The following is a 20229-nucleotide window of genomic DNA, read 5'->3' on the forward strand; positions in this document are numbered from 1 at the left end:
GAACACACCCGCAAGAAATCGTTCAAAAGTCGTGTTGTCCTCGTACCATAACGAGTGATTGGGAGCGGAAACCGCATAACCGCAAGGCTGTACGGCACCGCGACCGAGTGGAAATAATCAATCGCGCGACGATCGCACGATCGGCGCGCAGGAGTACAGGAGTACACATGACGAGTCCTGTTATTGGCACCCCTTGGAAGAAGCTGAACGCTCCGGTTTCCGAGGAGGCCCTCGAAGGCGTTGACAAGTACTGGCGCGTTGCCAACTACCTCTCCATCGGCCAGATCTACCTGCGTAGCAACCCGCTGATGAAGGAGCCCTTCACCCGCGAGGACGTCAAGCACCGTCTGGTCGGCCACTGGGGCACCACCCCGGGCCTGAACTTCCTGATCGGCCACATCAACCGCTTCATCGCCGACCACGGCCAGAACACCGTGATCATCATGGGCCCGGGCCACGGCGGCCCGGCCGGCACCTCGCAGTCCTACCTGGACGGCACCTACACCGAGACCTTCCCGAAGATCACCAAGGACGAAGCCGGTCTTCAGAAGTTCTTCCGCCAGTTCTCCTACCCGGGAGGCATCCCGTCCCACTTCGCTCCGGAGACCCCGGGCTCCATCCACGAGGGTGGCGAGCTGGGTTACGCCCTGTCCCACGCCTACGGCGCCATCATGGACAACCCGAGCCTGTTCGTCCCGGCCATCGTCGGCGACGGTGAGGCCGAGACCGGCCCGCTGGCCACCGGCTGGCAGTCCAACAAGCTCGTGAACCCGCGCACCGACGGCATCGTGCTGCCGATCCTGCACCTCAACGGCTACAAGATCGCCAACCCGACCATCCTGTCCCGCATCTCCGACGAGGAGCTCCACGAGTTCTTCCACGGCATGGGCTACGAGCCGTACGAGTTCGTCGCCGGCTTCGACGATGAGGACCACATGTCCATCCACCGTCGCTTCGCCGAGCTCTTCGAGTCCATCTGGGACGAGATCTGCGACATCAAGTCCGCGGCCAACACCGACAACGTGCACCGTCCGTTCTACCCGATGCTGATCTTCCGCACCCCGAAGGGCTGGACCTGCCCGAAGTACATCGACGGCAAGAAGACCGAGGGCTCCTGGCGTTCCCACCAGGTGCCGCTGGCCTCCGCCCGCGACACCGAGGCCCACTTCGAGGTCCTCAAGAACTGGCTCGAGTCCTACAAGCCGGAGGAGCTGTTCGACGAGAACGGCGCCGTCAAGGACGATGTCCTCGCCTTCATGCCGAAGGGCGAGCTGCGTATCGGTGCCAACCCGAACGCCAACGGTGGTGTCATCCGCGACGACCTGAAGCTCCCGAACCTCGAGGACTACGCCGTCAAGGAAGTCGAGAAGTACGGCCACGGCTGGGGCCAGCTCGAGGCCACCCGTCGTCTGGGCGTCTACACCCGCGACATCATCAAGAACAACCCGCACGACTTCCGCATCTTCGGACCGGATGAGACCGCCTCCAACCGTCTGCAGGCCTCCTACGAGGTCACCAACAAGCAGTGGGACGCCGGCTACATCTCCGACGAGGTCGACGAGCACATGCACGTCTCCGGCCAGGTCGTCGAGCAGCTGTCCGAGCACCAGATGGAAGGCTTCCTGGAGGGCTACCTGCTCACCGGTCGCCACGGCATCTGGAGCTCCTACGAGTCCTTCGTGCACGTGATCGACTCCATGCTCAACCAGCACGCCAAGTGGCTCGAGGCCACCGTTCGTGAGATCCCGTGGCGCAAGCCGATCGCGTCCATGAACCTGCTGGTCTCCTCCCACGTCTGGCGCCAGGACCACAACGGCTTCTCGCACCAGGATCCGGGTGTCACCTCCCTGCTGCTGAACAAGTGCTTCCACAACGACCACGTCATCGGCATCTACTTCGCCACCGATGCGAACATGCTGCTGGCCATCGCCGAGAAGTGCTACAAGTCCACCAACAAGATCAACGCCATCATCGCCGGCAAGCAGCCGGCCGCCACCTGGCTGTCCCTCGACGAGGCTCGCGCCGAGCTCGAGAAGGGTGCCGCCGCTTGGGATTGGGCCTCCACCGCGAAGTCCAACGATGAGGCCGAGATCGTGCTTGCCGCCGCCGGCGATGTCCCGACCCAGGAGATCATGGCCGCCTCCGACAAGCTCAAGGCCATGGGCATCAAGTTCAAGGTCGTCAACGTGGTGGACCTGCTCGCTCTGCAGTCCGCCAAGGAGAACGACGAGGCCCTGTCCGACGAGGAGTTCGCCGACATCTTCACCGCCGACAAGCCGGTGCTGTTCGCGTACCACTCCTACGCCCACGATGTGCGCGGCCTGATCTACGATCGTCCGAACCACGACAACTTCAACGTCCACGGCTACGAGGAGGAAGGCTCCACCACCACGCCGTACGACATGGTTCGCGTGAACGAGATCGATCGTTACGAGCTGACCGCCGAGGCCCTGCGCATGATCGACGCCGACAAGTACGCCGATGAGATCAAGAAGCTCGAGGACTTCCGTCTGGAAGCCTTCCAGTTCGCGGTCGACAACGGCTACGATCACCCGGACTACACCGACTGGGTGTACTCCGGCCTGAACACCTCCGAGAAGGGCGCCATCACCGCCACCGCCGCCACCGCCGGCGACAACGAGTGACGCGCCGCCTCTCCACGAGGTGATCGCATCCCGTAAGGGCTGAATGAGGGCCCGGGTTTCCACAACCCGGGCCCTCATTCGCATATTCCGACGCATTCTCCCGCAACTTTCCGCGAATTTCACGGCAACACGTGCGTGAACGATAACAAGCGCCGCTACAATGAGGGGTGGCTACATCCGCACTGAATCATCAAAGGAGACTGACACCAGTGACCGTCACCCGTGTATACATCGCAAGCCCCGAGGGCGCCAATGGCCGCAACGTCGTCGCATACGGCGTCCTCAACGCGTTGACCTCCAAGTACAAGACGATGGTGTTCCGCCCCGCCGTGTCCAACCACGACCACTTCACCCCGGTGCTGCTCGCCGCCTCGAACGCGGGCCTCGGCGTCGCCCTGTCCACCGGACTCGACATCCACAAGGTGCGCGCCGACAAGGAGACCGCCCGCGGCGACATCGTCGGCGCCTTCAACGACGCCCTCGCCGTCTCCCGCGCGGACGCGGCGCTCATCGTCGGCACCGACAAGTCGCACGTCAACGATCCGACCACCTACGAGTTCAACGCGAACGTCGCCGCCGACCTGCAGGCCGGCGTGTTCCTCTCCATCTGCACCATCGACCGTTGGCCGGACGAGCTGGACGAGACCGTGAAGCTGTCCATCGAAGGCATGGAGGCCGCCGGCAACAAGGTGCTCGGCATCTTCGTGACCGGCTGCGAGCCGCGCCATGCGTTCTCCGTCAAGCAGACCCTCGCCAAGTACGGCCTGCCCGTGTGGACGATCCCGCAGGTGCCGTTCACCGACGAGGACAACAAGACGCTGGCGCTCGAAACCTTCCGCGCGAACGCCCCCACCGAAGAGGTGCTCGCCGCGCTCGACGTGGACGACGACTTCCCGATCACCCCCTACGCGTTCCAGTACGGCCTGATCGGCAAGGCCAAGACGAACAAGAAGACGATCGTCCTGCCTGAGGGCGAGGAGGACCGCATCATCAAGGCGGCCGACTTCCTGCTCGAGCGCGAGGCCGTGAACCTCATCATCGTCGGCGAGAAGGACGCCATCCTCGCCCGCGGCAAGGAGCTCGGGCTCAAGTACCTCGACCGCGCCCGCTTCCAGTCCATGGACGACGAGGAGATCCTCAAGCCGATGGTCGAGAAGCTGTGCGAGCTGCGCGCCAAGAAGGGCATGACCGAGGAGCAGGCCCGTAAGCAGCTCAAGGACGCCAGCTACTTCGGCACCATGCTCGTCGTGCTCGGCCAGGCCGACGGCCTGGTCTCCGGTTCCGTCAACTCCACCGCCAACACGGTGCGCCCGGCCCTGCAGGTCATCAAGACCAAGCCCGGCCAGAAGCTCGTCTCCGGCGCGTTCCTCATGTGCTTCAAGGATCACGTGGCCGTGTTCGCCGACTGCGCCATCAACCTGAACCCGACCGCCGAGCAGCTCGCCGAGATCGCCATCCAGTCGGCGGCGACCGCCAAGTCGTTCGGCATCGACCCGAAGGTCGGCATGCTCTCCTACTCCACGCTCGGCTCCGGCAAGGGCCCGGACGTCGACGTCGTCGAGGAGGCCACGAAGCTCGTCAAGGAGAAGGCCCCGGACCTGCCGGTCGTCGGCTCCATCCAGTTCGACGCCGCCTGGTCGCCCACCGTGGCCGCCACGAAGGCCAAGGGCAACGACGTCGCCGGCCACGTCAACGTGTTCGTGTTCCCCGACCTGTGCGCCGGCAACATCGCGTACAAGGCCGTGCAGCGCTCCTCCGGGGCGCTCGCCATCGGCCCGGTGCTGCAGGGTCTCAACAAGCCGGTCAACGATCTGAGCCGCGGCGCGCTGGTGCAGGACATCATCAACACCGTCGCCCTCACCGCCGTCACCGCGCAGTGATCCGATGAACGTCCCCACGGTCTTCCCGTCATTCGGCGGGAGGACCGTGTCTTGTAGCAAGCAGCGAGTAATCTAAACACTTGGAAAGCCGTGTTTCACGGTACGACAACCACAATGGAGGATGCCCACAATGGCGAAAACCGTCCTTGTCATCAATTCCGGCTCCAGCTCGATCAAGTACCAGCTGGTGGACCTCGAGACCGGCGAGGGTCTCGCTTCCGGCCTCGTCGAGAAGATCGGCGAGCCGATCGACGGCCACTACAAGCACGAGTACAACGGCGAGAAGCATGAACTCGAGGAGCCGATCCACGACCACGAGCAGGGTCTGAAGCGCGTCCTCGGCTTCTTCGAGGAGTACGGCCCGAAGCTGTCCGACGCGGGCATCGTCGCCGTCGGCCACCGTGTCGTCCAGGGCGGCTCCCTCTTCCCGAAGCCGGCCCTCGTCACCGACAAGACCATCAACCAGGTCAAGGATCTGGCCGTCCTCGCCCCGCTGCACAACGGCCCGGAAGCCAAGGGCGCCGAGGTCATGCGCTCCCTGCTGCCGGACGTGCCGCAGATCTTCGTCTTCGATTCCTCCTTCTTCTTCCAGCTGCCGAAGGCCGCCAGCACCTACGCGCTGAACAAGGAGATCGCCGACCAGTACCACATCCGCCGCTACGGCGCCCACGGCACCTCCCACGAGTTCATCTCCTCCGTGGTGCCCGAGGTCGTCGGCAAGCCGGCCGAGGGTCTCAAGCAGATCGTCCTGCACATCGGCAACGGCGCCTCCGCCTCCGCCGAGGTGTCCGGCAAGCCGGTCGAGACCTCCATGGGCCTCACCCCGCTCGAGGGCCTCGTCATGGGCGGCCGCACCGGCGACATCGACCCGGCCGTGGTCTTCCACCTGATCCGCAACGCCCACATGAACGTGGACGAGCTGGACGCCCTGTTCAACAAGCGCTCCGGCATGACCGGCATGACCGGCTTCGGCGATCTGCGCGAGGTCCACCGTCTGGTGGCCGAGGGCAACGAGGACGCCAAGCTGGCCCTCGACGTCTACGTGCACCGTATCGTGAGCTACATCGGCAACTACACCTACCAGATGGGCGGCTGCGATGTCATCACCTTCACCGCCGGCGTCGGCGAGAACGACGACATCGTGCGCAAGATGGTGTGCGACAAGCTCGCCCCGTTCGGCGTGAAGCTGGACGAGGAGAAGAACGCGACCCGCTCCAAGGAGCCGCGCATCATCTCCACCCCGGATTCCTCCGTGGTCATCGCCGTCATCCCGACGAACGAGGAGCTGGCCATCGCCCGCAAGTCCGCCGCCATCGCCGAGGCCGGCGAGGACACCTACGGCAACAAGTTCGCCAAGTGAGTCCCGTCGTCTAGGCCCGCCTAGGCCCGCCCGACCGGTCGCCTAGACCGTGGGACGGATTGATACGGCATACGGAAGGCCCCCGAATCTCCTTCACACAGGAGATTCGGGGGCCTTCCCGTAATCCGCTTCACTTCCAAGCCACTCCGACGGCTACTCCCCCAGCAGCCCCCGCCACATACCCGTGAAATCGGGCAGCGTCTTGCGCGTGGTCTCCACGTCGACGACGAGCACGCCGGGCACCGCCAATCCGATCATCGCGGCGAACGTGGCCATGCGATGATCAGCGTAGGACTCCATCACCGCGCCGTGCAGGTCGCCGCGCGGCACCGGCGTGATCGCGATGCCGTCGGGCAGCTCCTCGGCCTCGCCGCCGATCCGCCTGATCTCGGTGACGAGCGCCTCCAGACGGTTCGTCTCATGGCCGCGCAGATGTCCGATGCCGATCATGCGCGTCGGCGCGTCGGCGAACACGAGAATCGCGGCGAGCGACGGCGCGATCTCGCCGGCCGCCGTCAGATCGAAATCGCCGAGACCGCGGATCGTGCCGTCGGACGTGACCTGGCAGTAGCGCACGCCGTCCTCCTCGGGGAAGGCGACGGTCGCACCCATGCGCTCCAGATAGCCGGGCAGGAGACCTCCCGGCTGCGTGGTCTCGACCGGCCAATGCGGCACGCGCACGGTGCCGCCGGCGATGAGCGCCGCGCCGAGGAACGGCGCCGCGTTCGACAGATCCGGTTCGACGACGACGCGCTCCGGCAGCTGCAGCGCGTGCGGCGCGACGGTCCACACGCGTGCCGCCTCGTCGGCCGAGGCCGCTCCCCCGGCGCCGTTCACGTCGGCGACGGTCATGCGGATGTGCGGCAGGCTCGGCGTCTTCTCCCCCGTATGCGTGAGCGTGAGGCCGCCCGGAAGACGCGATCCGACGAGCAGCAGACCGGAGATGAACTGCGACGATCCGGACGCATCGATGGACACGTGCGCAGCTTCGGCGGGAAGCGCGGCGGGCGGCGTGACGGTGAACGGCAGGAAGCCTTCCTCGCCATGGTATTCGACCGTCGCACCCAACTGCTCCAATCCGTCGAGCACCGGCTTCATCGGGCGTGCATACGCCTGCTCGTCGCCATCGAACCGCACCGGGGCGTCGGCGAACAGGGCGAGTCCGGGCACGAAGCGCATCACCGTGCCGGCGAGTCCGCAATACACGTCCACGTTGCCATGGAAGCGTCCGTCGGCGGGCGGCGTGACGGTGACGGTCGTCTCATTGCCCGGGGCGACGGCGCAGGTCACGCCGAGCGCCTCCAACGCGCCCATCATCAGTTCGGTGTCGCGCGAGCGCAACAGGCCGACGAGCGTGACCGGTTTCTTCCCCAATGCGGCGAGAATCAGATACCGGTTGGACAGGGATTTGCTGCCGGGAATAGTGACGACGGCATGCAACGGGCCGTCCGCCTTCGGCGCGGCCCACAGGTTCTTCTGCGATTCACTCATGCCACCATCGTATCGGCATCATGGCCGAACCGCGTGGATGCGTCCGTCTTACTTGGAGCGCTCCTCATACCCCTGTTTGAGCACGTCGTTGAGCTTCTGCAGCAGCGTGGACGGATTCGCGTTCTCACGCGACTGGCGCAGCTTGTCCTGGAAGTCGTTGATCGCGCCCGACGAGGCGTCGAGGTCGACCAGCTGCGCGGACAGCGTCTGGAGCTGCTGCGCCTGGTCCGAACCCGAGCTGATGGCCGAGACGTCGCCGAGCGCCTTGATCTGGTCGACCACGGCTGCCATCTGGTCGAGCGACTGGGTGAGCGTGCCGGAGAATTCGGAGACGACCTTCGCCTTCGCCTTCGCCAACGATTCCGTCGACGTACGGCAGGAGGCGATGTACTGCTCGTATTGGGCGGTGAAGTCGCTGTCGTACACGGTGCCGCTCGGCGTGTTCCCGCAGGCGTCGTTCATCGTGGACAACGCTTCGGCCGAATCCGCGAGATTGGCGGACATGTCGGCGAACCGGTTCGCCTGGCGCACATAGGAGGCGTAGGCGGCGGCGACGTCCGTGTCCCTGTTGGCCCTGAGATCGGCGAACGACGCCGCGGATTCACGCAGCTTCACGGCCTGCGTCTTGAGTGCGCTCACCTTGTCCGCATCGTAGCCGACGCCCTGCGTATAGAGGAATCCGAGCGCGTCGTCGATGGCGGCCGAGGTCTTCTCGTATTGGCGCTGCATCGCCACCGTGCGTTTCGTTCCGGCCGAATAGTCGGAGGCGCGCACCGAACCGAACGGACGGACGACGACGAGCGTGACGATCAGGGCGATGACCACGACGACCGCGACGGCCACGCCGATCATTGCGGCGGCCGGCGGGCGGCGACGCGGCAGTTCGACGGGAGCCACCAGCGTATCGAAATCGGGGGCTTCGAGCGGATCGCGCGGAACGTCGTCGGAAGCAGGTCCGGCGGGTTCCGCATCGCCGGTCACGGCAGGGGCCGTGGCGGGAACATCCGCGGAAACGTCCGCAAGATCGCCCGTAGGTGCGTCCGCCGCGGGACCGCCCGCGGTGAAGGAACCGTTATCCGCCGCGTCCGCGCCGAGAGGCGGGATGACCGTCGTCTCCTCACCGTGGTGCTGCATGTCCTCGGAGGAGCCTTCACCCTGCTTGTCGTCGGTCATACCTTCTCCCTCTGTCTGGCGGGTGGCGGGGGACGCCGCGAAGACGCGGCGGCGCGTTCATGCGATTGCGCAAAGCAAGTGTACTGGTGAGAGAAGACGGCCATGTATCATGCGCGCCGTACATACGGACCCGCGCATGCGGCCCGTCGCGCGCCGGCGTCGTCAGCGGTCGGAAGCGATGCGGGACTCCGGCATGTCCGCCCTGCGCGCCGCCTGTTCGGCGGTCTGCGCGTGCACGAGCTCCATGGCGACGCGATCGGCCTCGATGGCGGCGATCTGCCGCGAGAACACGATGAACCAGCCGAGGAACAGCATGCCGGCGAGCGCCTCCACGTTGGTGAGCGTGTTGCGGCCGAGCATCATGTTCCCCCAGAATCCGGCGCACAGGAGCGCGGCCAGATCGGAGCCGACCATGACGACCCTGCTGATGCGGGGGGCGAGCCACGGCAGCAGGAGGAACAGGACGAGCATGACGAACGGCAGGCCCTTCGCGCAGATGTTGTGCATGAGGTTGTGCGGCGTGTAGCGGAACGCGCCGATGCCGATGAACGCGAGACCGGAGACGGTGAGCAGCACGGACAGCACGGCGATGCGCACGGTGAAATGCGGGATGTCGTAGCCGCGGTTCGGATCGCCGCGCGTGCGGTCGTGCCATAGTCTCATGAGCCGTTCGGTGGTGACGAGCTCGGACACGGCGAAGTAGCTGACGATGATGACGCACACGCCGGCGAGCATGAGCGTCGAGTTGAACATCGTGGCGGCGAACGTGGTGCGGTCGCCGAGCTGGGAGAAGTTGTTGTGGTACCAGTACGGGTCGTCGGTGGTGAGTCCGGCGACGCACACGCCGGAGACGACGAAGAACGGCAGGAGCGAGGCGAGGGTCTTCGCGCTCATCATCTCCGCCTGCACGAACGTCATGTAGCCGACGACGCCGGCGAACGCGGCGCATACGGACGACATGTAGCCGACGAACAGCGTGCCCATCATCTCGTTGATGGCGCCGAGCAGCGCGAACGTGGAGAGGAACGTGGTGGCCGCGTACACGACGGACAGGGCGAGCGTCTCGAACGTGCGGCGCAGCGGCACGAGCCATCCGGCCTTGAGCGTCATCGACCGCGAATGGCTCATGTATCCGGCGCAGAAGGAGAGGACCGCGCAGGCGGCGACGATGCCGGAGCATACGGAGAAGCGGCGTTGCGTGACCTGCCAGATGGCGGAAGCGTATTCGAGATACAGGTTCATGCCGACGGCGCCGGCGAACGCGCACAGGATGAAGGCGACGAGTCCGCCCGTCTCGGCACGCTGGTGGCGGCCCATGCGCATCGTCTCCATGGCTCCTCCCGTTCGCGTCACGTCCACCTGTATTGTACAATGACTGATTGTGCCTGCTTCGGCGGAGTCACGACGGGCTGTAGCGCAGTTTGGTAGCGCGCCTGCTTTGGGAGCAGGATGTCGCAGGTTCAAATCCTGTCAGCCCGACCCGTAGCCCTTGCTCACCCACCGGTGAGCAAGGGCTTTTTCTTTCTCTCTCCCCCGCCCGCAACTCCCATGGTGCGGCAACACAAAATCTCCATATCGGCGGAAAATGGCCGCTTGCGGCAACCGCACCATGAGGGTTTCACCGCACCATGGGGTCGCGGTCCCGGCACGGCGGCACGTTGGCACGATGCCACGGCGACACGGGGCCTATAACCCCGGCACGGCAACGTCGACAACGTGGGTATGGGATACGGAAAAGACCCCGGGTTCCTTGGGAACCGCGGGGTCTTGCCGGTGTCCGGGATGAGACTTGAACTCACACGCCTGTATAAAATAGGCACTAGCACCTCAAGCTAGCGCGTCTACCATTCCGCCACCCGGACAGGTGTTGTCTTGGCAACGAGTAAATACATTACCAGAACATGACGAATCGTCAAATCCGCGACACGCCGGTGGAGCGGAAAGACCGCCCCGCCGGCGCGCCCGTCGGGAACATCCGTCAGAAGTTGCGCGGCTGCTTCGGCTTCTCGGCGCTCATCAGCAGCATGAAGCTGCGCGACTGCGCGGTGATCGCGAATCCGGCCTCGTAGTTGAGCACGGGTCCCTTCGGATTGTGCGTGTCGACGATGAGCTTCCACTTGCGCCCATAGCGCTCGTCCGGCAGCGTGAACTGGATGGGCTCGTAGTGGGCGTTGAAGATGAGGATGAAGTCGTTGTCGACCATCGGGTTGCCGTAGTAGTCGAGCTCGGGGATGTTGGAGCCGTTGAGGTACACCATCATCGAGAACGCGTGCGTGTTCTGCCAGTCCTCCATATCCATGATGGAGCCGGTGTGGTCGAACCATTCGACCTGCGGGATCGTCTCCGTGTCCTCCCCCGGCTCGCGGCCGGAGAAGAAGCGGCGGCGGTGCAGGACCGGGTGGTCGAGACGCAGGTGGATGAGCTTCGAGACGAACTCGAACATGTCCTCGCGGGTCTCGTCCAGATCCCAGTCGGTCCACGAGATTTCGTTGTCCTGGCAGTAGGCGTTGTTGTTGCCCTGCTGCGTGCGCTCCACCTCGTCGCCGCCGCAGATCATCGGGATGCCCTGGCTGACGAGCAGCGTGGAGAACATGTTGCGGATCTGACGTTGGCGCAGCTCATTGACGTCGCGGATCGTGGTCGGTCCTTCGACGCCGCAGTTCCACGAGCGGTTGTTGCTTTCGCCGTCGCGGTTGCCTTCGCCGTTCGCCTCGTTGTGCTTGCCGTTGTACGAGACGAGGTCGTTCAGGGTGAAGCCGTCGTGTGCGGTGATGAAGTTCACGGAGGCGACCGGTCGACGCCCGTTCATCTGGTACAGGTCGGACGAGCCCATGAGTCGCGACGCGAACTCGGGCAGCGTGGACGGCTGCGAACGCCAGAAGTCGCGCACGGTGTCGCGGTAGCGGCCGTTCCATTCGGACCAGCTGGACGGGAAGCCGCCCACCTGGTAGCCGCCGGAACCGAGATCCCATGGTTCGGCGATGAGCTTGACGCGGCTGATGATCGGATCCTGTTCGACGATGTCGAAGAACGCGGACAGCTTGTCGACCTCCTGGAACTGGCGGGCCAGCGTGGCGGCCAGATCGAAGCGGAAGCCGTCGACGTGCATTTCGGACACCCAGTAGCGCAGCGAGTCGGTGATGAGCTGCAGGGCGTGCGGCGAGCGCATGAGCAGCGAGTTGCCGGTGCCCGTGGTGTCGAAGTAGTGCCGCTGGTCGTTGTCGACGAGACGGTAGTAGGCGCGGTTGTCGATGCCTTTGAAGCTCAGCGTGGGGCCCATGTGGTTGCCTTCGGCGGTGTGGTTGTACACCACGTCGAGGATGACCTCCATGCCGGCCTGGTGGTACGCCTTGACCATCGACTTGAACTCGTTGACCTGCTGGCCGCGCTCCCCCGCCGACGAGTACGCGTTGTGCGGGGCGAAGAAGCCGATCGTGTTGTAGCCCCAGTAGTTCGACAGGCCCTTCTCCTGGAGGAACGAGTCGTTGACGAACTGGTGGATCGGCATGAGTTCGATGGCGGTCACGCCGAGCTTCTTCAGGTATTCGATGACGGTCGGGTAGGCGAGACCCGCGTAGGTGCCGCGGATGTCCGGCGGCACGTCGCGGTTGAGGTTGGTCATGCCGCGCACGTGCGCCTCGTAGATCACGGAATCGTGGTACGGGATGCGCGGGTGCTGGTCGTTGCCCCAGTCGAAGTACGGGTTGACGACCACGGACTTCATGGTGTGGGCGGCGGAGTCCATGTCGTTGAGCACGCCGTCGTTGTCCGGGTCGGAGAAACGGTAGGAGAACAGGCTCTCATCACCGTCGATGTTGCCTTCGATGGCCTTGGCGTAGGGGTCGAGGAGCAGCTTGGCGGGGTTGCACCTGAGGCCCTGGCCGGGGTCGTAGGGGCCGTGCACGCGGTAGCCGTAGCGCTGTCCCGGCTGGATGCCCGGGATGTAGTTGTGCCAGACGTACGAGTTCTGCTCGGTCATCGTGATGCGCGTCTCGTTGTCGTCATCGTCGAACAGGCACAGTTCGACGCTGTCGGCCACTTGGGAGAACAGCGCGAAGTTCACGCCGGCGCCGTCGTAGCTTGCGCCGTACGGATAGGTCAAACCTGGTCGTATCTGCATATTCACCAGTATCGCACCTCCATGTGTGGTGAATCGTCACCGTATATGAACAGTCGGTGATGGGTTGGGTCGCCGCCGTCGAATCGTGGCGATCCGCGATTCGACGGCGCTCGTCGGCGGTCATGGGCCGCCGGAAGTCAGTCACGTGCGGTCAGTCGCCGTATCGTCTCGTGTTGGATGGCGATGATCGAATTGGACGCGGTGATGCGGGTGGCGAGAAGCTCCTCCCAGCCGACCCACGCGGATTCGACGTGCTCGTCCGGGTCGAAGTGCCGGGGCACGTTCCTCCACGCGTCCAGATGGATGACCATGATGTGGGCGAGTTCGTCGGTCATCCCCTCCGACGAATAGTAGTCGCCGACATGGTCGATGCGCATCGCCTCGTCGGAGGCGGGGGCGACGCCGGTCTCCTCGGCGAGTTCGCGCAGCGCCGCGGCGCGCACGTCCTCGCCCTCGTCCATGAGCCCGGCGGGCAGCCCGTACGCGAAGATGTCGCTACCCGCGCGGTACTCGCGTTCGATGAGGTAGCGGTCCGTGGCCACGTCGTGCACGAGCATGACGACGCAGGGGGCGTGACGCAATACCTGCCGGCGGATCGGCACGACGCCGCCGCCGTTCGTGGTCAGTCCGATGGTCATGTCCTCCACGTGGAAGATGGCGCCGCGGTAGACCTCGCGGCGTTCGATCATCTTCGCCGGCACGTTCATGTCGATGCCGTCGGAGCTGGCGTCGAGCACGGCGCGTTCGTCCGTCATCGTCTCACTCCCCTTCCGTTGTCATGTCCGTCGTCGCGTCAGCGCTCCGGTGGAGCGAAAACGTCCACGGATCCGTGTCGCGGCGGATCCAGTTCGTTTCGGGGCGTTCGCCGAAACGCCGTTCGAGCGCGTCGGCGATGTCGCCGACGGCGTAACGGAACCACATCGATTCGATGGCCGAGTGCGGCGTGTTGACGAGGCACGGGCGCGCGTGCGCGTCGCCCGTGCCGAGCGTGACGCCCGCCGCGCGCATCGACGCCTCGTATCGCGCCTGTTCGATGGCGTCGGTGGCCGGATGATGGCGCAGGTCGCTGGTCACGTACACGTCGACGCCGGCGGCGCGCACCTCGTCGAACAGGGAGTCGCCGGAGCCGGGCAGCACGGCGACGGTCTCGACGGGCGTATCCGGGTCGCCGCACGCCTGCACGCCGAGCGCGGTGTCGATGGGCAGCGCGTCGCACACGCGTCGCGCGAACTCGCGCAGCGTGACGGGCTCCGGCAGGCGTCCGACGCGGCCGAGTCCGACGGGACCGGCCGCGCCCGGATCGTCGATCGGCACAAGCGCGCGCTGGTCGACGAGGCCGAAGCCGTCGGCCGCGGCCTGTCCGACGCCTCGCACCGCGCAGTCCGCGTTGGTGTGTCCCACCCACAGCGCGCATCCGGAGCGGCTGAGACGGTTCACGATCATGCCGCGCGCGCCCAGCCCGGACACCTGATGCACGGAACGGAAGAACAGCGGATGATGCGTGACGAGCAGGTCCGCGCCCCATTCCAGCGCCTCGTCGATCACGGCCATGGTCGGGTCGCAGGCGAACGCGATGCGCGTCACCGGCGCCGTGAGGTCGCCGACGATGAGGCCGGGCGCGTCCCAGCTTTCCGCATATTTGAGCGGATACAGCGTTTCGAGCGTGTCGACGGCCTGGTTGAGGTTCGTCATCCTTCTCTCCTTTCCTCCCGTTCCCTTCCCGCCGTCGATCGGCCGACGCGGGCCGGGCGCGGATCAGTGCGCGGCGAGCTGCCAGTCGTCGCCGATGCCGGTGGACACGTCCAGCGGCACGTCGAGCGCGACGGCGTGCTCCATCGCGTCCCTGACGAGCGCGGTCGCCCGCTCGGCCTCGCCCGGCGCGATCTCGACGACGAGTTCGTCGTGGATCTGCAGGATGATGCGGCTCTTCAGCCCGCCGTCCCGCAACGCCGAATCGGCGCGGATCATCGCGATCTTCATGATGTCGGCGGCCGTGCCCTGGATGGGCGCGTTGAGCGCGGCGCGTTCGGCGGCGTCGCGCACGGTGCGGCTGGTCGACTTCAGTCCCGGGAAGTAGCGGCGGCGGCCGAACATCGTCTCCGTGTAGCCTTTGCGACGCGCCTCGGCGACGCATGATTCGAGATAGTCGTGCACCTTGCCGAACGTGGCGAAGTACTTGTTCTTGAGGCCCTCCGCCTCGCCGGGGCTGATCTTGAGCTGCTGGGACAGGCCGTACGTGCTCAGTCCGTAGGCGAGGCCGTAGCTCATGGCCTTCACGTGGCTGCGCTGGTCGGCGCTGATCTCGTCGACGGGCAGCTGGTAGACGAGGCTCGCCACGTAGCGGTGGAAGTCGGCGCCGCTGCGGAACGCCTCGATGAGCGCCTCGTCGCCGGACAGATGCGCCATGATGCGCAGTTCGACCTGCGAGTAGTCGCAGCTCATCAGCGATTCGAAGCCCTCCCCCGGCACGAACGCGGAGCGGATCTCGCGGCCGGCCGCATTGCGGTTGGGGATGTTCTGCAGGTTCGGATCGACCGAGCTCAGACGCCCGGTGGCGGCCACGGTCTGCTCGAACGTGGTGTGGATGCGCCCGTCGGCCGGGTTGACCGCGTCGATCAGCGTGGCGACGATCTGCTTCAACTTGTTGGTCTCGCGGTGACGCAGAAGCGCCCCGAGGAAGCCGCTGGCCCGATCGTCGTCCGCGTTGCGCACGTACAGGGTCTGCAACGCGTCCGCGTTCGTCGTGTACGAACCGGATTTGGTGCGTTTCGTGGGCTTCAGGCCCATGTCCTCGAACAGGACCTTGGCGAGCTGCTTGGGGCTCTGCAGGTTGACGCGCGAACCGGCGTTCTCCCAGGCGATGCGCTGCGCCTGCTCGGCGTCGGCCGCGAAGCCGGCGCGCATGTCCTCCAGACGGCGTTCGTCGACCTTCGCGCCTTCCGCCTCCAGTCCGTACAGGACGCGGGAGACGGGCAGCTCGATGTCGGTCAGGAGCTTCGACTGGTCGTCGGCGGCGATGCGCGGCCTGAGCTCGCGGGCGAGCGCGGCGACGATGGCCGCGTCGCGCAACGTGCCCTGATCGGGTTCCGCGCCGTCGTTCGCGCCGTCCGCCGCGGCGCCGCCGGTCTCGTTGGCGTCGCCCGCGTCAAGGTCGAGCAGACCCTGCGTCGCCTCCTCGTGCTCCTCCAGATGGAGGTCGAGGAACTGGGCGGCGGCCTGTTCGAGCGAATCCGCGTGGAAGTCGGGTTTGACGAGGTAGCCGGCGAGCTTCGTGTCGAACGCGGGGGTCGGCAATGCGACGCCGGCGGCGGCGAGCAGGTGCAGATGCTCCTTGTAGCCGTGGACGGTCATCGTGCCCGCGTGGGCGGCCACCACGTCGCGCAGTGTGTCGACGATTCCGTCGTCCGCCAGCGCCGGCTTGTCGACGACGATGGCCTCGCCGCCGGCGAGCAGCACGACGGCGTCGACCGCGGCGCGGCCCGGACGCGCGTCGCCGGACGCGTACAGCACCCAATCGGGCTGATCGTCGGCTGTTCCGTCGGACGTTCCGTCGGCCGCGGGCAGATGGCGCTCCGCCCACGCACGCAGGGACGCGGCGTCCGCCGCGCGTTCCGCATGCGGCATGTCGAGTGTCGGGGAATCGTCGGCGGCCGCCGACGCGCCGGATGGGAGCACGGGCGCGACGCCGTTGTTGAACGTCTTCATCAGACGGCTCTTGGTGCGCGCGCCGAATTCGAGCTTGGCGAAGAGGGCGTCAAGACGCCCCGCGTCGATGCCGGAGAACGTGAGGTCGTCGACGGTCACACCGAGGTCGACGTCGCGCACGAGCGCGTTGACCTTGCGGTTGAGCATCACCTGGTCGATGTTGGCGCGCAGCGCCTCGCCCTTCTTGCCACCGATCTCGTCCGCATGCTCGCGGATCGCGTCGAGGGAGCCGTACTGGTTGATCCATTTGGCGGCGAAGCCGTCACCCACGCCGGGCACGCCGGGGATGTTGTCCGCCGTCTCGCCGCGCAGGGCCGCGAGATCCGGGTACTGCTGCGGCGTCACCTTGTATTTGGCGACGACCGCGTCCGGCGTCATGTGCTTGAGGTCCTTGAAATGATGGCCCGGATAGAGCACGGTGACGTTGTCGTCGATGAGCTGGAACGCGTCGCGGTCGCCGGACAGGACGAGCGTATGGTAGCCGGCCTTCTCGCCCATCGTGGCGAGCGTGCCGATCACATCGTCGCCCTCGTAGCCGGGCTTCTCGATGTAGGTGACGCCCAACGCGGCGAGCATCTCCTGGATGAGCGGCAGCTGGGTGAGCAGCTCCTCGGGGGCCGCGTCGCGCGTGCCCTTGTACTGGGGCAGCAGCTCGTTGCGGAAGGTGCCGCCCTTCACGTCGAAGGCGACGGCGAGATGGTCGGGCTTCTCCGAATCGACGACCTGCGAGAGCATCGAGGCGAAGCCCCAGACGGCGTTCGTGGCCTGTCCGGAGGAGGTGGAGAAGTTGTCGACCGGTAGAGCGAAGAACGCGCGGAACGCCAGCGAATGGCCGTCTACGACCAGCAGCGTTCCGCGCGTCGGCGTGGATTCTTGTTGCGCCATGTATCCGTGAACGTCCGTTCCGTCCGGCCCGTCTCAGCGCTCGTTGCGTTCCGGCTTCGGATCGCCGTACTTGGCGATGATGGCCATGGCGAGACGCTTCTTCGGGATGCGCTGGTCCATCGACGTCTTCTGGATCCAACGGAACGCGCCCTGCTCGGAGAAGTCCGCCTTGTCCATGAGCAGGCCCTTCGCGCGGTCGACGAGCTTGCGCTCCTCCAGCGTATCCTGCGCCTTCTGGAGGTCGGCCTGCGCCTTGGCGAGCTCCTCCTTGGTCTCCTTGAGCTTCGCCTCGCTGCGCTCGACGTTGTCGAGCAGATCGTTGATCTCGGCGAAGCGGCCCATGGCGACCTCGAGGGCCGGGATGAGCTTGGACTCCTCGTACGGCTTGGTCACGTAGGCCATGGCGCCGGCGCCCGTGGACTTCTTGACGAGGTCCGGCTGGGAGAAGGCGGTGAGCATAACCACGGGGGCGATGTTCTCGTCGCAGATCATGCCGGCGGCGGTGATGCCGTCCATGCGCGGCATCTTGACGTCCATGCACACCACATCCGGGCGCTTGGCACGCGTCAGTTCGACGGCCTCCTCGCCGTTGGCGGCCTCACCGACGACCTCATAGCCGTTGTCCTCGAGCATGCCGACGAGGTCCATGCGGTTCACGGATTCGTCCTCGGCGACCACGACGGTGCGCTTGCGGTTCTCGTCCGCCTCCGCCGGGGCGGCCTCCTCACGGGGAGCGGCGGCCTCCTGCGCGACGGCCTCCAGCTCCTCCTCGGTCAGCACGGGCTCCATCTTCGGAGTCTGATCATCGGCGTTCTTAGCAGCCATGCCAGTCCTTTCCTCATATGCTTACAAAGTCATCCTTGGCGATTTTAACGCATAATCCCAGTGCCCGCCCGCACGACGTGCCCTCCCCTGAACGAAATCGCCACGCGGGACGCGCATCATGTGCGCCGCATCGCGCCGATGTGCTATATTGTCACGAGTGCCTTACGGCATCGTCGATAACCGGATACGCCCCCGTATCCCAATTGGTAGAGGAAGCAGCCTCAAAATCTGCGCAGTGTGGGTTCGAGTCCCACCGGGGGCACGGCTGACAATCCCCGCAATCTTCATGGTTGCGGGGATTTTCTGTATTCGTTCGGGAACAGTGGGCATACGTGGGCATAAAGGAAGGGTCCCTTATCAGCTATCAGCCGTGACGCTGATAGCTGATAAGGGACCCTTTCGCCGGCTCGTTCCGGCTTACGCCGGGAATTCGCCTATCGGCTCATTTCCGCGTTGATGGAATCAGTCGCAGGCGCCCACGGTGTGGACGTAGATGGAGTCGGTGCTGCCCGGCTGGTGCTCGCCCTGGGCGGAGCTCAGGATGACGATCTTGTCGCCGTCGACGACCTTGCCGGCGTCGCGCAGCAGCTTGTCGGTGAAGACCATGAGGTCCTTGCGGGACTTGTCATGGTAGTCCTCTTCGAGCAGGAAGGCCTCAGTGCCCCAGGAGAGGGCCAGCCAGTGGTAGGTGTGCTCGTTGTTGGTGATGCCGTAGATCGGGGCGGCCGGACGCTCGCGGGAGACACGGTGCACAGTGTTGCCGGTCTGGGTGTAGGCGACGATGGCCTTGGCATTGAGCTTGTCGGCCAGGTCGACGGCGGCGGAGGAGACGGCGCCGGTGGAGGACATGTCGAGGTTCTTCAGGGCCGGGATGCGGTCGAAGCCGTGCTCGGTGGCGAAGCCGGAGATGCGGGACATGGTGGCGACGGTGACGGCCGGGTACTCGCCGACGGCGGTCTCGTTGGAGGTCATGGTGGCGTCGGCGCCGTCGAGCACGGCGTTGGCGCAGTCGGAGGCCTCGGCGCGGGACGGGACCGGGGAGTGGACCATGGAGCCCAGGACCTCGGTGGCCACGATGACCGGCTTGGCGTAGTGGCGGGACAGCTCGATGATGCGCTTGGTGGCCAGCGGGACCTCCTCGAGCGGGCACTCGACGGCCATGTCACCACGGGCGGCCATGATGCCGTCGAAGGTCTTGACGATGTCCTCGAGGTTCTCGAGGGCCTGCGGCTTCTCGATCTTGGCGACGATCGGGATGCGGCGGCCTTCCTCGTCCATGATCTCGTGGGCGCGGTCGATGTCGGTGGCGAAACGCACGAAGGACATGGCGATGATGTCGGCGCCGGTGCGGATGGCCCAGCGCAGATCCTCTTCGTCCTTCTCGGTCAGGGCCGGCAGGGAGACGGCGACACCCGGCAGGTTGATGCCCTTGTGGGAGGACACCGGACCGGCCACGACGACCTTGGTGTACACGTTGTTGCCCTCGACCTTGGTGACCTCGAGACGGACCTTGCCGTCGTCGATGAGAATCGGGTCGCCCGGGTGGCAGTCGCCCGGCAGGCCCTTGAAGGTGGTGGAGGTGATGTGCTCGTCGCCCTCGACGTCGTCGGTGGTGATGACGAACTCCTGGCCTTCCTTGAGCTCGACCTTGTCCTCGCCCTCGGCGTTCTTCTTGAACCAGCCGCAGCGGATCTTCGGGCCCTGGAGGTCGACCAGCACGGCCACGTTGCGGCCGGCGGCCTTCGAGGCCTGACGCACGTTGTTGTAGACCTTGAGGTGGTCCTCCGGGGTGCCGTGCGAACGGTTCAGACGGGCCACATCCATGCCGGCCTCGACGAGGCTGGTGATGCCCTCGAGGGATTCGGTGGCGGGACCGATGGTGTCGACGATCTTGGCTTTGCGCATGTTGCCTATTCCTAACTATTGCAAGGGACGCAGGCCGGACGACCTACGTTTTCCACGGAACAGTGTACTAGCTTTCGCCCGTTCCTTCCAGTTTTCCCATCGGTGTGTTGTTAACGCTCACAGCCCAATCGCCGCAATACAAAGAACGCCCACGGAAAATCCCCTTTCAGGGAATTCCGTGAGCGTTCTCGTAGAATTCACCGGACCGACGAATCATCCGCCGGCCGCCGGCCCCGATCG

At 65.7% G+C, this 20229-nt stretch carries 12 protein-coding genes and 3 tRNA genes; 5 read left to right on the top strand and 10 right to left on the bottom strand.

Annotated features, from left to right (window positions below; genetic code table 11):
• Positions 1-167: 167 nt before the first annotated feature.
• The 3 genes from AC1AYN_RS07335 to AC1AYN_RS07345 all read left to right on the top strand — a co-directional run bounded on the left by AC1AYN_RS07335 (position 168) and on the right by AC1AYN_RS07345 (position 5885).
• Positions 168-2645 carry a phosphoketolase gene (locus AC1AYN_RS07335; RefSeq protein WP_034526492.1) on the top strand — a complete coding sequence of 826 codons (2478 nt, stop codon included), beginning with the start codon at positions 168-170 and terminating at the stop codon, positions 2643-2645.
• A gap of 209 nt (positions 2646-2854) precedes the next feature.
• Positions 2855-4525, top strand: coding sequence for a phosphate acetyltransferase (pta, locus tag AC1AYN_RS07340; protein WP_476502181.1), 1671 nt, complete (start codon positions 2855-2857; stop codon positions 4523-4525).
• Positions 4526-4655: 130 nt separating this feature from the next.
• Entirely contained in the window at positions 4656-5885 is a 1230-nt protein-coding gene (locus AC1AYN_RS07345; RefSeq protein ID WP_163197983.1) for an acetate/propionate family kinase, read from the top strand.
• Between the two features lie 153 nt (positions 5886-6038).
• Here the strand turns inward: AC1AYN_RS07345 and aroA are convergent, their stop codons facing one another.
• From aroA to AC1AYN_RS07360, 3 genes are all read right to left on the bottom strand, one after another.
• On the bottom strand, positions 6039-7376 hold the full coding sequence (gene aroA / locus AC1AYN_RS07350; protein WP_476532759.1) for a 3-phosphoshikimate 1-carboxyvinyltransferase: 1338 nt from the start codon (positions 7374-7376) through the stop codon (positions 6039-6041).
• A 48-nt stretch (positions 7377-7424) separates the two neighbouring features.
• Positions 7425-8549 (bottom strand): hypothetical protein, encoded by a 1125-nt coding sequence (locus AC1AYN_RS07355; protein ID WP_476532760.1) that lies wholly within the window; start codon positions 8547-8549, stop codon positions 7425-7427.
• 162 nt (positions 8550-8711) lie between these two features.
• Positions 8712-9881 (bottom strand): ABC transporter permease, encoded by a 1170-nt coding sequence (locus AC1AYN_RS07360; RefSeq protein WP_476532761.1) that lies wholly within the window; start codon positions 9879-9881, stop codon positions 8712-8714.
• Positions 9882-9954: 73 nt separating this feature from the next.
• Between AC1AYN_RS07360 and AC1AYN_RS07365 the strand changes: the two genes are divergently transcribed.
• Positions 9955-10028: transfer RNA gene (locus AC1AYN_RS07365), tRNA-Pro, on the top strand.
• A 295-nt stretch (positions 10029-10323) separates the two neighbouring features.
• Here the strand turns inward: AC1AYN_RS07365 and AC1AYN_RS07370 are convergent.
• The 6 genes from AC1AYN_RS07370 to AC1AYN_RS07395 all read right to left on the bottom strand — a co-directional run bounded on the left by AC1AYN_RS07370 (position 10324) and on the right by AC1AYN_RS07395 (position 18084).
• A tRNA-Leu gene (locus AC1AYN_RS07370) sits at positions 10324-10411 on the bottom strand.
• Positions 10412-10527: 116 nt separating this feature from the next.
• Positions 10528-12669, bottom strand: a complete 2142-nt coding sequence (glgX, locus tag AC1AYN_RS07375) for a glycogen debranching protein GlgX (protein WP_476532762.1) — start codon at positions 12667-12669, stop codon at positions 10528-10530.
• A gap of 137 nt (positions 12670-12806) precedes the next feature.
• On the bottom strand, positions 12807-13424 hold the full coding sequence (locus AC1AYN_RS07380; RefSeq protein ID WP_476532763.1) for an NUDIX hydrolase: 618 nt from the start codon (positions 13422-13424) through the stop codon (positions 12807-12809).
• A gap of 4 nt (positions 13425-13428) precedes the next feature.
• Entirely contained in the window at positions 13429-14361 is a 933-nt protein-coding gene (locus AC1AYN_RS07385) for a Nif3-like dinuclear metal center hexameric protein (RefSeq protein ID WP_476532764.1), read from the bottom strand.
• 63 nt (positions 14362-14424) lie between these two features.
• A complete protein-coding gene (polA, locus tag AC1AYN_RS07390) occupies positions 14425-17259 on the bottom strand; it encodes a DNA polymerase I (RefSeq protein WP_476532765.1) in 2835 nt (944 codons plus the stop codon).
• A 33-nt stretch (positions 17260-17292) separates the two neighbouring features.
• A complete protein-coding gene (locus AC1AYN_RS07395) occupies positions 17293-18084 on the bottom strand; it encodes an ANTAR domain-containing response regulator (RefSeq protein ID WP_476532766.1) in 792 nt (263 codons plus the stop codon).
• Positions 18085-18272: 188 nt separating this feature from the next.
• On the opposite strand from AC1AYN_RS07395, the gene AC1AYN_RS07400 reads away from it, so the two are divergent.
• Positions 18273-18346, top strand: a tRNA-Leu gene (locus AC1AYN_RS07400).
• Between the two features lie 200 nt (positions 18347-18546).
• Here AC1AYN_RS07400 and pyk read toward each other — a convergent pair.
• Positions 18547-19989: a pyruvate kinase gene (gene pyk / locus AC1AYN_RS07405; protein ID WP_476502168.1), complete on the bottom strand. Its 1443-nt coding sequence runs from the start codon at positions 19987-19989 to the stop codon at positions 18547-18549.
• Between the last annotated feature and the right edge of the window lie 240 nt (positions 19990-20229).

Source organism: Bifidobacterium sp. LH_413 (assembly GCF_056357015.1).